Below are 13,547 nucleotides of genomic sequence, written 5' to 3' on the forward strand. Positions count from 1 at the left end.
CCGGTGGCGAGGGCTTCCTGCGCGATGGCGGTGGCGGTGGCGTAGCCGAGGTGGGGGTTCAATGCGGTGACCAGGCCGATGGACTGCTCCACGGTACGGCGCAGGTGGTCGGTGTTGGCGGTGATTCCACTGATGCAGCGGGCCGTGAGGGTGCGGCAGGCTGCTTCCAGGTGGGAGATGCTCTTGTGGAGGCTGTGGACGATGATCGGTTCGAAGGCGTTGAGCTGGAGCTGCCCGGCTTCGGCGGCCATGGTGATGGTGACGTCGTTGCCGATGACCTCGTAGGCGACCTGGGAGACCACTTCGGGGATGACCGGGTTGATCTTTCCGGGCATGATGGAGGAGCCGGACTGGACGGCGGGAAGGTTGATCTCCCCGAAACCGGCGCGGGGGCCGGAGGAGAGCAGGCGGAGGTCGTTGCAGATCTTGGACAGTTTCACTGCCACGCGTTTGAGCACGCCGGACAGGTGCACGAAGGCGCCCACGTCCTGGGTGGCCTCGATCAGGTCGACGGCGGTGACCAGCGGCAGGCCGGTGATCTCCGCCAGGTGCCGGCAGGCTGTGTCGGCGTACCCGGAAGGGGCGTTCAGGCCGGTGCCGATGGCGGTGGCGCCGAGGTTGATCTCGTGGATCAGCAGTTCGGCCTCCGCCAGGCGGAGCCGGTCCTCGCCGATGGTGACGGCGTAGCTGCCGAACTCCTGGCCCAGGGTCATGGGGACGGCGTCCTGCAACTGGGTGCGGCCCATCTTGACCACGGTGCGGAACTCCATGGCTTTGGCGGCGCAGGCGTCCTCAAGTTCTTCGAGGGCGGCCAGCAGCTCGCGGGCGGCAAAAATGGTGCCCAGCTTCACGGCCGTGGGGTACACGTCGTTGGTGGACTGGCTGAGGTTGACGTGGTCGTTCGGGTGCAGCCTGGCGTAGTCGCCCTTGGGGTGGCCCAGGATTTCCAGGGCACGGTTGGCGATGACCTCGTTGGCGTTCATGTTCGAGGACGTCCCGGCACCGCCCTGGACAACGTCCACCACGAACTGGTCCGCGAGCCGCCCGGCCATGACATCGTGGCAGGCCTGCTCAATGGCGTCAGCCCGTTCGGCGTCCAACAGTCCCAGTTCACGGTTGGTGCGGGCGGCGGCCAGCTTGACCGCGGCCAGGCCGCGGACCAGGTGCATGTTGGAAGACAGCTTCTGCCCGGTAATCGGGAAGTTCTCCACAGCACGGAGCGTATGCACACCCCAATACGCGTGCGCCGGGACGTCCCGGTCCCCGAGCAGGTCGTGCTCGGACCGGATGTCGGCTGCGGTGTCAATGATGGTCATGGGGGTCCTCACAGGGCTTCGTTGTCGGGCGTGGACGGGGTGGTATCCAGGAAATCGGTGGCCAGCAGCTGCCCCACTTGGTGGCCGCCGCCCAGGACGGGGGCGGTGGCGATGCCGGCGAGCGGCCCGGTGTCCACGCCCAGTGCCGCCAGCAGGCGGACGGTGGCGGGCATCCGGGCGCGGTCGCCGCCGTCGGAAATCTTGACGGCGGCGGCACCGCCGTCGGCCAGGCCCACCAGCTGGACGCCTTCGAAGCCGTCCTTGGCCACGGAGCCCGGGAGCAGCCGCATCAGGTCGGTGACGTCCCGGCCTTCACCGGCCACCATGTCAGGGTGCTGCTGCATGGCCAGCCCGACGGCGGCTTCCGCGCTTCCGGACCCGGGCCCGCCGTCGTGCGTGGCTGCAAGGGAAGCCGCCCGGGCGATCCGGCCGAAGGCGCGGGCCATGCCGCCCAGGGTGAGGGCGAACAGCGGGGTGCCGCAACCGTCGGTGCTCAGTGCGGCAGGGTTTTCTCCGGTCAAGTCGGTGACGGTCTGCGCCACGAGCTGCTGCAGCGGGTGGGAGGGGTCCAGGTAGCCCCGGACGGCCCAGCCGTTGATCACGCAGGTCGCGGCCATGGCCGCGTGCTTTCCGGAACAGTTCTGGGTGATCTGCGTGGGTCGGCCGCCGGTGCGCAGCCAGTCCTCGCGTTCGGCGGTGCCGTAGGGGAGGTCGGAGCTGTTCTCGAGGTCGGCGGGAGCCAGCCCGTGCAGGTGGAGGATGCGGAGGGCGCCATCGCGGTGCGCGGCGGAGCCCGAGTGGCTTGCGGCGGCGAGGGCCAGGAGGTCGGCCGGAAGTTCCAGGCCGGCCCGGACCATGGCTACGGCCTGGAGCGGCTTAAGCGCGGACCGCGGGTAGAAGGGCGCCTGGGGATCACCGGCGGTTGCTGCCACGGATCCGTCAGCCGCAAGGGCGATTGCCGAGCCGTAGTGCACGCTCTCCACGAGGCCGTCACGGACGGCGGCCACCAGCGGGGCGTGATGCGGCAGGGCCGCCTCACCCAGGGCAGCGGTGTGGGCAGCGGAAAACACGGGGGATGGCATGGCGTCCTTGGAAGGGTTGGTTGGATGTGTCTAGTTGTTGAGGATGGAGTCCAGGGCGGCGCCCACGGCTTCCAGGTGGTGGGCCATGGCGGCGCGGGCGTTGTCCGCGGAGCCTGCCTCGATGGCGGCCAGGATCTGCTGGTGTTCCACGTCGGAGGCGTGCTGGCGGTCGGCCACCATATTCAGCGTCTCGGACTGGTGGGCCAGCGCATCCCGGATGTCCGTCACCACGCTGGCGAAGACCTTGTTGCCGCTGGCGCGGGCGATGGCGGCATGGAAGGAGGAGTCCAGGGCCACCCAGGACTCGGGGTCGGTTTCGGTGGCCATGGCGGCCACGATGTCGCGGAGGGTTTCCAGTTCTTCAGGGGTGCGCCGCTGTGCGGCAAGTCCGGCGGCCGGGACTTCGATGTGCGGGCGGGCCTCGGTCAGGTCCCGCGCCGAGTACTGCCCCAGGGTGAGGTCGTTGGCTACCTTGCCGGCAATGACGAACGTGCCTTTGCCGGTCCGGGTAACCGTCAGGCCCAAGGCGGTGCAGGAGCGGAGCGCTTCGCGGATGACCGAGCGGCTGACCCCGTATTGCTGGGACAGGGTGGCTTCCGAGCTGAGCTTGCTGCCCACCGAGATGGTGCCGGACTCGATGTCCGTACGGATGGTGTTGAACACCGCCTCGGCAGCGCTCAGCCGGGCAAGGGGACGGTAAGCAGGCTGTCCTGCTGTCCGGCTGTCTGACAGGTTCACGCCTTAAATATGGCACCGGTCACAGTCACTGTCAAGCCCTTCCCTGGTCCTGCCGCTGCCCTGTGTCGCGCCGGTGCTGCCGCCGTCGCCGTGAGCGGAAGTGCCAGGCAACGAGCGCGGCCACCGCCACTGCGGCGATGACGACGGCGATGTCCCGGCCGGCTGCCTGGGCCACGGCCTCATAGGAGTTGCCCGCCAGGAAGCCCAGGAGGACGAAGCCGATGCCCCACACCAGGCCGCCCGCCGCGTTGTAGGCAAGGAAGCGGCCGTACGGCATCCGCGAGGTTCCGGCCAGGGCGGGCATGACCGCCCGGAAGAAGGCGGTGAAGCGGCCGAGGAATACGGCAGACCCGCCCCGCCGGCGGAGCAGGTCCTGGGCGTTCTGCAGCTTCCCGGAGTGCCGGGCCAGTGCCCTGGTCTTCAGGATGCGGCTGCCCAGGTGTTTGCCCACCTCGTAACCCACGCTGTCGCCCACGATCGCGGCGGTGACCACCAGGGCCATCATGGCGCCCAGTTGGACTTCGCCCCGGCTGGCCACCACTCCGCCCAGGACGGCCGCGGTTTCCCCCGGAATGACGAAGCCAATGAACAATGCGTCCTCGGCAAAGACGAGGCAGAACACCGCGATGTACGCCACCAGGGGGCTGACGTTCAGGAGGCCGTCGATGAACCCCGTCATGGCAGCAACCTTAAGCCCGCGGCGCCGGGCTGAACACCACATCGGAGAACCGGGGCGCGGCCAGTGCCGCGGTCGCAGCGCCGAATGGGTGTGGGGGCGAACGTCACGGTTGAGCCTTCTTTGGCCGGCGGTCAGGTACCTACGAGTATGCGCCTGCGCGCCTGGAAATTTCCTGACAGTTGGCGTAGCTGGCTGGCCAGTAAATCGGTACGAACGTACCGTCTTTCCGCTCCGGGGACTTATCTTTTCACTCCCACGGTGCTACCTTGGCCGTAATCGGCACGATCGTGCCTAGGAGGTTTGGTGGCTGAATCCCTGATGGAGCAGGTGGCGGTAGAGGTACGCGCCAGGCGCAAGGCCCTGCGGCTCAACCAGCGCGACCTGGCGGACATCGCCGGCGTCTCCGAGCGCTTCGTCCGCTTCGTGGAACAGGGCAAGCCAAGTGTCCAAGTGGACTCGCTGGTTGCCCTGCTGGAGGCCGTGGGGCTCCAACTCCGGGTCGCGCCACAAACCAGCCACGCCGTGCGGACGCTCATACGGTCTGCAGCCGGGGACGGTGGAACCGGCGGATGAGGCACCGCGTGGCAGACGTTTACAAGGCCGGTGTCCTGGCCGCCCGGCTGGAACGGCACGACGGCGGCACGCGGTTCAGCTACCTGCCCGCCTACCTGGAATCCGGCAGGCCCGCCGTCGCCAGCTCACTGCCCCTTACGGACCAACCCGTGCTGTCCGCCGCCGGTGCCGCTCCGCCCTACTTCACGGGGCTGCTGCCCGAAGGGCGCCGCCTCAACGCACTCCGGCGGTCCATCAAGGCCAGCGCCGACGACGACCTCTCCCTGCTCATCGCGGCGGGCGGTAATCCGGTGGGCGACGTCCAGGTGGTTGGGCATGGGGAGCCGCTGGACCCGGACGAGCATGCCGTGCGACTGGATCCCGGGCAGCCGGTGGATTTCGACCAGCTCATCGGAGACCCCGACCTGATCGATCCGGTGGCGCTCGCCGGGGTGCAGGACAAGCTTTCCGCCGGAATGATCTCGCTGCCGGTGGCCACGGCGGGGAAGCGGTTCATCCTCAAACTCAACGCCCCCGAGTTCCCGCATGTGGTGGAGAACGAGTTCATCATGTTCCGGTACGCCGCGAAGCTGCGGATTCCCCTGGGCCGGGTCCAGCTCATCCACGATGTCGCCGGGCGCCCCGGGCTTCTGGTGGAACGCTTCGACCGTGTTCCGCTCCCTGGTGGTGGCCCGGACGGCGTCCAGCGCCTTGCGGTTGAAGACGGGGCCCAGGTGCTCAAGCTCTACCCCGCGGACAAGTACAACGTGGGCTACGGGCAGGTCTGCAGGGCGCTGGCCGATCACTGCGCGGCGCCGCTGCCTGCCTTGCGGAACCTCGCCCTGCAGGCCGCCTTTGCCTGGCTCACGGGCAATGGCGACTTGCACGCCAAGAACGTGTCCATGGTGCAGGACCCGGCCGGGGAATGGAGGATCGCCCCGGTGTACGACATTCCCTCCACCGTGGTTTACGGGGACAAGACCCTGGCGCTCACCCTGGGCGGCAAACGGACCGGCATCTCCCGCCGGCATTTCCTGGACTGGGCAACCGGGTTGGGTTTGCCGGTGCGTGCGGCCGCCACGGTGGTGGAGTTGGCGCTGAAGGCCTCCGGTCCGCTCGTGGCCGACCTAGAGGCGGGGACGGCCTTCGCCCTCGGGAATGCTTCCATGGCAGGCGGCGACGGCGGGTCACCCTTCCCGGCGATGACCACCCGGGCGTGGGTCAAGGAATTGAAGCACCGGCGCCGCCTGTTTGAGGCACCGTAGTCCGGCGGCGATTGTGCAGCCTCAGAGGTGCTGGATCCCTGCCCGCTGCATGGCATCACGGTAGGTTTCCACGCTCTTGGCCAGGAGTTCTTCCTGCTTGGTCTCTGAAACAGCAAAGGCCCTGCCGCCAAGGGCGGAGGCCTTGTAGATTTTGATGCCGCTGTTCTTCAGCGACGAGTGGTATGTCTTCTCAAAGAGAGTCAGGAACGTGGAAGCGTCCGTACCGTGCGCGATGACAGCCGAGACGCGGGAATTGATCTTGAGGAACTGGCGGAAGGGGCGCAGGCCGTCGGTTTTCTCCTGGACGCTCAGCGCCGACGGGCTGCCGCTGTCGCGGATCCAGGGGTAGGCGTTCCACGGCATGACATACTGCGGATCCAGTTCGGCGAGTTCGTAGATCTGGGTGGCGCGGCGCGCTGCTTCGTCGTCGTTGTAGAGCGAGACGAACCCGGATTCGGTGCCCTTGCCGGGGCTGGCCTGAAGGCTGATGATTCTGCACTCGTCTTCGTCATGGACGGGGTCGATGTAGGGGACGGTGGAACCGGGCTTCTTTTCCATCAGTTCTTCGCAAAGTTGGGTTACCTTCGCGATGTTCGGTTCCTGTAGCAGGGCCTTTTTTTCGTCCCAATCAATTGTCACGATTTCTCCCTTTGCAGCGAGGCGTCCAGAATCAGGCGTCCTATGTCACTCTACGCTTCCGCGGGGAGCGGTGGGCACACTTGATTTTTGGCCCGGGCCAGCCTACTGCCGGCCCCGCAGGTGCTGGGTGTGGAGTTCATCGAGCTGCTCGTCGGTCAGTTCATCGAAGGCCACGGCTTCGCGCTTGTCGCTGCGCGAGAAGCGGATGAACATGAGGATGATCAGCGGCAGGTCCACCACCTCGCAGATGAACCAGAGCAAATTCCCTGCGAACTGCTGGTCTTGGAGGGCGTCCCGGAACCACCACTGGGGATCCGGGACGGCCAGTGCGTGGTCGAGGACCTGGCCGTTGAGGCTGAGGAGGATGCCGGGGACGGCGTCGATGAGCAGCTCAATGAACACGAACATGAATTCCAGGGTCAGGTAGGCGCTGGACCGTTGGAAGTTGGATTCTTCGATGATGGGCAGTGCCATGAGCATGCCCAGCATCGGGACACCGAGTGTCAGCAGTGCGTCGGCCGCAGGATTGGTCCGCAGCGTGTAGAAGGCCGGGGTGAGGAAGGTGGAGAAGAGCGCCAGCCCCAGCAGGGGTGCGCCGAACGAATTGCTGACGAACCGCACCGGCCGGCTGGACAGGACGGCATCAAAGACTTTAATGCCGTGGTCAGGCAACGCCGCACGTGCAAGCGTCAGGGGCTTGCCCAGGCCGATGAGCAGCGGAACCACAAAGAGCAGCAAGGAAATTTTGAGGGTGAACGCCCACCGCTGCTGCGGGCCGTACACGCCGGTGAAACCGCAGGTCAGGATGACGAAAGTACCTAGGCCCAGGACGTAGAACGCCGCCGCGCGCCAGGCCGGCCAGCGTTGGCCTTTCCGTCCGGCCGAACGCATGCCCCACCCGTAAAGGACTCCGGACACAACGATAAACGCCGTGGCGGCCCAGTCCAGGCGCCAGGAGGAAACAAGGATCTCAAGGGGTGGCACGGGGCCATGGTAGCCAGTCTTCCTGAGAAGAGGATGGGCGTTTACCGGAAACCGGGGGACCCATTGCCGGCATGCTGTTCAATGTGAGGATGCAATTCACCAGGAAGGGCCTGAAAGACGACGGGTTTTTTGGCTTCAGGCCCCTGAAGGACCTTGACGCCATGCGGGTCCCCCGGGGAACGGGCATTTTCGTCGTGATGGCGCCGGACGCGTTCCAGCCTGAATTCCTGAAAAAGAGCACCGCCGGCGTCTTCAAGAAGAAAGATCCCTCCCTGCCGGAGCAGGACCTTAGAGCTGCCTGGCTGGACACCGCAACCGTCCTGTACCTCGGCAAAGCGGGTCCGGGCAGCAAGGGCAACCGCGGGCTAAGGCGGCAGATCCAGGAGTTCCTGGACTTCGGGCACGGAAAGCCGCCGGGCCACTGGGATGGCCGGCTCATCTGGCAACTCAGGGATGCTGGCACGCTGCTGGTTGCGTGGAAGGAAATGGCCGCCGATGCCCTCAACCAGGCCGAGGCGGATTACCACACAGGCTTTGTGGGGGAATACGGGAAACTGCCGTACGCGAACCTCGTGCGGGGGCGGACCAAAAGCTGACGCGGGGGCAAACGGGTCAGGCCGGTCCCTTGAGGCGCTCCATCTCCCGGCGGTCCTTCTTGGTGGGCCGGCCGGCGCCCCGGTCGCGCTGCGGGAGCCCCAGCGCCGGAAGGACGGGCCGCGGGGGAGTGTGGTCCGTAAAGCAATGGGACGCGGCCTCGGCTCCCACCCGCTTGGCGATCAGCCGCCGGACCTCAAGGATGCGCTCGTAACCGGACATGCGCACCGTCACCGTGTCTCCCGTGACCAGTGTCGCGGACGCTTTGGCGGGACTGCCGTTCAGGCGGACGTGCCCGGCGCGGCAGGCGGCGGTGGCGGCGGACCGTGTCTTGTAGGCGCGGATGGCCCACAACCACGCATCGATTCGGACACTGGCGGGGGAGGAGGGGAGGCTGGTCATGATTGGCACCGAGTATAGCCCCGGGCCCGCCGGCTTCACTCCACCGTCACCGTGACCCGCTGGACCACGTTGTTGCCCATCCCCTGGTAGTTCCAGTTCTGCTCCAGCGGCTGGGTGGCGCCGGTGGTGTCGGTGGCGCGGCAGGCCAGAACATGCTCGCCGGGTTCGGCCTCCCACGGCATGCTCCACCTCCGCCATGCGTAGCCGCCCGCGGGCTTGTCCAAACGGGCGGGCAGCCAGATGCCGTCAATGGCCACCTCGACGCCGGCGACAGCGCCTTCCCCCGACCAGGCGCGGCCCTGCAACATGACCGGACCGGGGCGGACAAACCGCCGGCGGGTGAAGAAGTCCGGGATACCCGGCGGAACCATCAGCGAACGCACCCTGATCCTCGAAACCGGCCGGCCGGCGTCGTCCGCGGAGGCCTGGTACCGGTAGGCGGACTGCTGCTGGAACCCGGCGAACGGCTCCCTGGCCACTTCGATCGACTCCAGCCACTTGACGCTGGCCATCCCGTACCAGCCCGGAACCACCAGCCGCAGCGGGTACCCATGCTGCGGCGGCAGGTCGGCGCCGTTCATGGCGTAGGCAAGGACGACGTCGGGCCGCAGGGCTTCGCGGACCGGAAGGCTGCGTGCGTAGTGGTGCGGGACGCCGCCTTGAACACCCGCGTCCGCGCCGGTGAAGACCACTTCCAGGGCACCCGGCAGTATTCCCGCTTTATCCAGGAGATAGGCCAGAGGAACGCCGGTCCAATGCGCCGTGCCCACCGCTTCCAGCACCCACGGCTGGCTGAGGGGCCGCGGCTCCAGCAGCGACCTGCCGTTGCCCGCACACTCCAAGGTGACCGGGACGGTGATGGACGGGGCCCTGCGGAGGGCTGCCAGGTTCAGCTCCAGGGCCCGTTCCACCGCACCCCGGATCCGCAGGTGCCATGAGGTGCCTTCGATGTCCGGGATATCGAAATGCGTGAGCACATAGTGCAGCCCGGGAGGCGTGACGTCGCGGCGGAGCGCCTCCAGCGGCATTGAATGGTTGCGGGCGGAGAGCTGCAGTTCCTCGGGAGTGAGGAAGCCCTCCGACGGGCCGGCGGACACCGGAGGGGCTTCCGCCACCGGTGGTTGGCTGTGTTCTCTGGTCTCTGTCATGGCGCCGGGATTCTGTGGGCCGTGCTCCGCCGGGGTGGCGGCGCCTAGCCACTGGTCTACGCCGGGATCCCCGGTCCGTCAACAGCCCACGGACCGGGGAGCGGAGCGCTACAGGACGGGCCGCGTCAGGAACTCGGCCAGGCTGATGGGGTCCTGGCCGGTCAAGCCGTGCACGTCAGGTGACAGCCCTGCCATTTCGCCGGCCGCCATCGCGGTGTAGGTGCTCACCCACGCGTCCAACTGCCATTGCGGAGCGCCGTATGACGCCCGGGATGCGTAGGCTTCCTCCACCGTCTCCGGGTGGTAGCTGATGGCCCGTCCGGTTCCGTCGCTCAGCACCCGGGCGGCCTGGGCCATGGTCAGTTCTTCCGGTCCGGTCAGGTTGTAGGTCATTCCCTTGTGGATCGCCGGGTCGCGGAGCACTGCGTGGGCGGAGCGGGCCACATCCTCCCGTGCCACTCCGGAAAACACGCCGTCACCGGCGGGCCCGCGGATCACGCCGTCCTCTCCGGCCATGAGCGGCAGGAAGTCCAGGTAGAAGTTGTCCCGGAGGAACGTGAAGTCCATGCCCGAGGCTTTAATCCGCTCCTCCGTGGCGTAATGGTCCCGCGCCAGGGTAAAGGTGGCGTCCGGCGCGGCGCCGTAGAAGGACGTGTACACCACATGCTGCACCCCGGCGTCGGCGGCGGCGTCCACGAACGCGTAATGCTGCTGCAGCCGGTCTTCAGCCTCGGCAGCGGACACCATGAACAGGAGCTTCGCCCCGTCCAGGGCCTGCCGGGACGCCGCGCCGTCGCCGTAGGAACACACCACCGCGGAGGCCCCGGCCAGTTCCGGGGCCCGGGCGGGGTCGCGCACCAGCAGCCGTTGCGCGAATCCGGACCCGGCGAGTTGCCGCGCCAGCATGCCGCCCAGGCCACCGGTGGATCCGGTGACCGCGAGCTCCGGGAGATCGGCCGGGGATGCCATTCAGGCTTCCCGGGTGGCCGGCGACTTGGTCTGGGCCGGGTCGCGTTCGGCGAGGCCGCCGATGACGTCGTCAATCTTCTTGAGGACCTCGGCGTCCAGCGTCACCCCTGCCGCCGCGACGGTGTCCGCGATCTGTTCCGGCCGGGACGCACCCACGATGGCGGACGCTACGTTCGGGTTCTGGAGGACCCACGCAACTGCCAGCTGCGGCATGGTCAAGCCTGCTTCGGCGGCAATCGGCTTCAGGTCCTGCACGCCTGCCAGGACGTCGTCGCGCATCCACCGCTGGATCATCTTGGCGCCGCCCTTCTCATCCGTGGCGCGGGTGCCTTCCGGGGCCGGCTGGCCTGGAAGGTACTTGCCGCTGAGGACGCCTTGGGCCATGGGCGACCAGACGATCTGGGACACCCCCAGCTCCTCCGACGCCGGGACCACTTCCGCCTCGATGACCCGCCACAGCATGGAGTACTGGGGCTGGTTGGAGATCAGCTGGAAGCCGAGTTCCTTGGACAGCCGGTGGCCTTCACGGAGCTGGTCGGCGGTCCACTCGCTCACGCCGATGTATAGCGCCTTGCCCTGCCGGACGATGTCCGCGAACGCCTGCATGGTCTCTTCCAGCGGCGTCTCAAAGTCGTAGCGGTGGGCCTGGTAGAGGTCCACGTAGTCCGTTTGCAGCCGGCGCAGGGACCCGTTGATGGATTCCATGATGTGCTTGCGGGAGAGGCCCAGATCGTTCTTGCCCTTGGGGCCGGTGGGACCGAAGACCTTGGTGAAGATTTCCAGGGACTCACGCCGTTCGTCCTTCAGGGCCTCGCCCAGGACGGTTTCCGCCGCGGTGTTGGCGTAGACATCCGCGGTGTCAAAGGTGCTGATGCCGGCATCGAGGGCTGCCCGCACGCACTGGCCGGCAACGTCGTTTTCCACCTGCGAGCCGTGCGTCAGCCAGTTGCCGAACGTGATTTCCGAGACTTTGAAGCCACTGTTTCCGAGGTATCTGAATTCCATGGGTTTCACGCTAACCCAGTTGGTTGCTCAGGGTAAGGGCTTAGCCGTTCTCCGGCGCCTTGTCCTTGAGGACCTGCTTCGGACCGGCCAGCGAAACGAGGGACCCGGTGTCCAACGGCGGCACCGGATGCGGCGGCACGGGCTTCTTGAAGGACCTCGGCATTTCATGCGGCGGCCGGTGGTTGTGCAGGGCGGATTCCACCAGCGGGGCCACCCGGGCAACCTTGTCGGCGGGCACCGCCGGGTCCGGGAGGTCCCGCACCGAGAGTTTGATTTCCGGCGCCGCGGCCCGCGCCCTGGCCTCGGCGCGTTTGTCGGCTTCGGCCACGGCTGAGGCCCAGTCTTCGGCCAGGACAGGCGGCTCGGGCCGGGCTGCGGCAAGTTTGGGGTGGCGTACGACGACGGTGCGCAGCGACTCCCCGAGCCGTGCCGGCCTGAGGGCGCCGGCGCGTTCACGCCAGGATGGGCGGGGTTCCTGGCGTTGGCTCCGTGCTGCCATGATGAGCGCACGGCCCTTCCGGGGCCCCTTACCGAACAGGGTCATCAACACGATGCCGGCAAGCCGGCCCACGCCGGCGAGGACCAGGGTCAGCACCCCGAGGAGGAAGAGGACGAAGAACATCAGGAGGGCTACGCCCATGGTGCCGAAGAAGGTCAGGTTGAGGACCAGAGTGTCCGGTTGCTCCACGTCATCACTCCTTTCCACCAACATCCCGGGGGCCCGCGGCCGGCGCCCAGCGCCAGGGGCAAGCTCCTCCTCAACCATACGGATTTTTGGCGTGCCGTGCCGCCGGGCGCGGTGGCGCGGACAGGGTTGTAGCGAAGCTGTTACCCGATGTGACAGCATCACCGGGTGACCGAATCGAATGAGTCCGCGAACTGCGTGTGCCTGTCCGGCGAAACGTACGCGATGTGCTGCGGCAGGTTCCATTCCGGCAGCGCAGAAGCTTCTACCGCTGAGCAGTTGATGCGGTCCCGCTACAGCGCATTTGCCCGGCTTGATGAGGGCTACCTGCTGCGGACCCAGCATCCGTCAACGGTCCCGGCCGGCCTTGACCTGGATCCGGCCACGCAGTGGCGGCGCCTGGATATTGTTGCCAGCAGCCACGGCGGTCCCTTCGACACCGAAGGGACGGTCGAGTTCAAGGCCTACTACCGGCACGGCGCGGACCGCGGGGTTCTCCATGAAGCCAGCAGGTTTGTCCGCGAAGGCGGCCGGTGGCTCTATGTGGACGGCGACATCCTGTCCCCCTAGCGGCGGCGCGCCGCCTGCGGGCTATTCGCCGTCGTCGTAATACTCGCTGTCCGGGGTGAAGCCGGCACGGTCCACCCTGCGGTGGAAGCGCATCCCCGCAAGGCCGCCGAGGACGGCGCCCACCAGTGCCACGGCCGCCACCACCACAGCTGCGATGATGCTGGTGGTGGTCAGTTGGCCTTCGTTGACGGGGATCCGCGGGAAGCTGTTGAGGTTGGCCAGGACGTTGAACTGCTGCCCCAGCACGAGGCCCAGGATGGCGACCACGACGGCCGCGATCAGGGCCCAGATCCACACCATGAGACCCTGCCGTGCGCCGTTGAAGCGCGCCATCCGCCCGGCCACGTAACCGCCGCAATAGTAGGAGAGGAACAGGATCACCAGCAGGACGATGATGCCCACCAGCCCCACGGTGCCGCTGTTCTGCGCGGCCTGGTTCACGGCCGCGTTCACGTCCGTGTTGTTGGCCAGCCCCACGGCGGTCCCGGCGGCAGCCACCAGTGCTGTCAGCAGCACGGCCATCCCGGTGGCGGTGAGCCAGCCGAAGAACGCCGAGCCGGCCTTGATGCCGCCGAACCTTTCCTTTTGGCGGGCGACGGCGGTTTCCCTGTCCACCAGCCCCGGGTCCACCACGGGTGCCGCGGCAGTGGCGGGAGTGTGCCGGTACTCGCGCTCCGCGGACGGGGCGGCTGCATAGTCCCGGTCCCGTTCCCGCTCGCGCGGACGGGCCGGTGCCTGGTCGATCGACCGCGTGGCCGAATCCTCCGCTGCGCCCGCGCGGCCCGTGTCAATGCGGGAGGTTTCATCCTCCCGGACATGGCGGGGAGGCAGGTTCTCTGGGTCCGTTGAGCTGCTCATGAACTAACTCAACCACCCGCCACCACCGATAGCAAGCGTGCTTATTACTTTGTGACCTGCG

Annotated in this window: 16 protein-coding genes; 4 read left to right on the top strand and 12 right to left on the bottom strand. The window is 67.5% G+C overall.

Features of this window, described 5'->3' with window-relative positions:
- The 4 genes from ACFVVC_RS21780 to ACFVVC_RS21795 all read right to left on the bottom strand — a co-directional run.
- Window positions 1–1,316, bottom strand: a 1,316-nt coding sequence (locus ACFVVC_RS21780) for an aspartate ammonia-lyase (RefSeq protein ID WP_387458318.1), incomplete at its 3' end; no start/stop codon positions are given.
- An 8-nt stretch (window positions 1,317–1,324) separates the two neighbouring features.
- A complete protein-coding gene (locus ACFVVC_RS21785) occupies window positions 1,325–2,398 on the bottom strand; it encodes an asparaginase (protein WP_387458319.1) in 1,074 nt (357 codons plus the stop codon).
- Window positions 2,399–2,428: 30 nt separating this feature from the next.
- Window positions 2,429–3,136, bottom strand: coding sequence for a FadR/GntR family transcriptional regulator (locus ACFVVC_RS21790; protein WP_387458321.1), 708 nt, complete (start codon window positions 3,134–3,136; stop codon window positions 2,429–2,431).
- Between the two features lie 31 nt (window positions 3,137–3,167).
- Window positions 3,168–3,815, bottom strand: a complete 648-nt coding sequence (locus ACFVVC_RS21795; RefSeq protein WP_387458323.1) for a DedA family protein — start codon at window positions 3,813–3,815, stop codon at window positions 3,168–3,170.
- 303 nt (window positions 3,816–4,118) lie between these two features.
- Here ACFVVC_RS21795 and ACFVVC_RS21800 point away from each other — a divergent pair, with 303 nt between their 5' ends.
- Together ACFVVC_RS21800 and ACFVVC_RS21805 are read left to right on the top strand one after the other, a co-directional pair.
- Complete coding sequence (locus ACFVVC_RS21800; RefSeq protein WP_387458325.1) at window positions 4,119–4,388, top strand: helix-turn-helix transcriptional regulator; 270 nt, start codon at window positions 4,119–4,121, stop codon at window positions 4,386–4,388.
- The gene (locus tag ACFVVC_RS21805; protein WP_387458327.1) at window positions 4,385–5,632 is read left to right on the top strand and encodes a type II toxin-antitoxin system HipA family toxin; all 1,248 of its coding nucleotides are present in this window, start codon (window positions 4,385–4,387) and stop codon (window positions 5,630–5,632) included. The genes ACFVVC_RS21800 and ACFVVC_RS21805 overlap by 4 nt, the downstream gene beginning before the upstream one ends.
- Before the next feature lie 21 nt (window positions 5,633–5,653).
- Here ACFVVC_RS21805 and ACFVVC_RS21810 read toward each other — a convergent pair whose 3' ends face one another.
- Window positions 5,654–6,271, bottom strand: a complete 618-nt coding sequence (locus ACFVVC_RS21810; RefSeq protein WP_387458329.1) for a uracil-DNA glycosylase — start codon at window positions 6,269–6,271, stop codon at window positions 5,654–5,656.
- 102 nt (window positions 6,272–6,373) lie between these two features.
- Window positions 6,374–7,255, bottom strand: a complete 882-nt coding sequence (locus tag ACFVVC_RS21815) for a cytochrome c oxidase assembly protein (RefSeq protein WP_387458331.1) — start codon at window positions 7,253–7,255, stop codon at window positions 6,374–6,376.
- A gap of 89 nt (window positions 7,256–7,344) precedes the next feature.
- Here ACFVVC_RS21815 and ACFVVC_RS21820 point away from each other — a divergent pair, with 89 nt between their 5' ends.
- On the top strand, window positions 7,345–7,851 hold the full coding sequence (locus ACFVVC_RS21820) for a hypothetical protein (protein ID WP_387458333.1): 507 nt from the start codon (window positions 7,345–7,347) through the stop codon (window positions 7,849–7,851).
- Between the two features lie 16 nt (window positions 7,852–7,867).
- Here ACFVVC_RS21820 and ACFVVC_RS21825 read toward each other — a convergent pair whose 3' ends face one another.
- The 5 genes from ACFVVC_RS21825 to ACFVVC_RS21845 form a co-directional block, all read right to left on the bottom strand.
- The gene (locus tag ACFVVC_RS21825; RefSeq protein WP_285246363.1) at window positions 7,868–8,251 is read right to left on the bottom strand and encodes an RNA-binding S4 domain-containing protein; all 384 of its coding nucleotides are present in this window, start codon (window positions 8,249–8,251) and stop codon (window positions 7,868–7,870) included.
- Window positions 8,252–8,286: 35 nt separating this feature from the next.
- Complete coding sequence (locus ACFVVC_RS21830) at window positions 8,287–9,399, bottom strand: sulfite oxidase (protein ID WP_387458335.1); 1,113 nt, start codon at window positions 9,397–9,399, stop codon at window positions 8,287–8,289.
- A 108-nt stretch (window positions 9,400–9,507) separates the two neighbouring features.
- Window positions 9,508–10,368 (bottom strand): SDR family oxidoreductase, encoded by an 861-nt coding sequence (locus ACFVVC_RS21835; RefSeq protein WP_387458337.1) that lies wholly within the window; start codon window positions 10,366–10,368, stop codon window positions 9,508–9,510.
- On the bottom strand, window positions 10,369–11,373 hold the full coding sequence (locus ACFVVC_RS21840; protein WP_387458339.1) for an aldo/keto reductase family protein: 1,005 nt from the start codon (window positions 11,371–11,373) through the stop codon (window positions 10,369–10,371).
- 40 nt (window positions 11,374–11,413) lie between these two features.
- The gene (locus tag ACFVVC_RS21845) at window positions 11,414–12,061 is read right to left on the bottom strand and encodes a hypothetical protein (RefSeq protein ID WP_387458341.1); all 648 of its coding nucleotides are present in this window, start codon (window positions 12,059–12,061) and stop codon (window positions 11,414–11,416) included.
- A 195-nt stretch (window positions 12,062–12,256) separates the two neighbouring features.
- On the opposite strand from ACFVVC_RS21845, the gene ACFVVC_RS21850 reads away from it, so the two are divergent.
- On the top strand, window positions 12,257–12,628 hold the full coding sequence (locus ACFVVC_RS21850) for a YchJ family protein (protein ID WP_387458380.1): 372 nt from the start codon (window positions 12,257–12,259) through the stop codon (window positions 12,626–12,628).
- A 21-nt stretch (window positions 12,629–12,649) separates the two neighbouring features.
- On the opposite strand, the gene ACFVVC_RS21855 is transcribed toward ACFVVC_RS21850, so the two are convergent.
- Window positions 12,650–13,486: a hypothetical protein gene (locus ACFVVC_RS21855; protein WP_387458342.1), complete on the bottom strand. Its 837-nt coding sequence runs from the start codon at window positions 13,484–13,486 to the stop codon at window positions 12,650–12,652.
- Between the last annotated feature and the right edge of the window lie 61 nt (window positions 13,487–13,547).

It is taken from the genome of Pseudarthrobacter sp. NPDC058196 (assembly GCF_042882685.1).
Classification (GTDB): Bacteria; Actinomycetota; Actinomycetes; order Actinomycetales; family Micrococcaceae; genus Arthrobacter.

Coding starts and splice junctions, on each gene's coding strand:
- ACFVVC_RS21825 (WP_285246363.1), bottom strand. CDS start 8,251: ATGACCAGCCTCCCCTCCTCCCCCGCCAGTGTCCGAATCGATGCGTGG.
- ACFVVC_RS21835 (WP_387458337.1), bottom strand. CDS start 10,368: ATGGCATCCCCGGCCGATCTCCCGGAGCTCGCGGTCACCGGATCCACC.
- ACFVVC_RS21795 (WP_387458323.1), bottom strand. CDS start 3,815: ATGACGGGGTTCATCGACGGCCTCCTGAACGTCAGCCCCCTGGTGGCG.
- ACFVVC_RS21805 (WP_387458327.1), top strand. CDS start 4,385: ATGAGGCACCGCGTGGCAGACGTTTACAAGGCCGGTGTCCTGGCCGCC.
- ACFVVC_RS21840 (WP_387458339.1), bottom strand. CDS start 11,373: ATGGAATTCAGATACCTCGGAAACAGTGGCTTCAAAGTCTCGGAAATC.
- ACFVVC_RS21855 (WP_387458342.1), bottom strand. CDS start 13,486: ATGAGCAGCTCAACGGACCCAGAGAACCTGCCTCCCCGCCATGTCCGG.
- ACFVVC_RS21785 (WP_387458319.1), bottom strand. CDS start 2,398: ATGCCATCCCCCGTGTTTTCCGCTGCCCACACCGCTGCCCTGGGTGAG.
- ACFVVC_RS21830 (WP_387458335.1), bottom strand. CDS start 9,399: ATGACAGAGACCAGAGAACACAGCCAACCACCGGTGGCGGAAGCCCCT.
- ACFVVC_RS21820 (WP_387458333.1), top strand. CDS start 7,345: ATGCAATTCACCAGGAAGGGCCTGAAAGACGACGGGTTTTTTGGCTTC.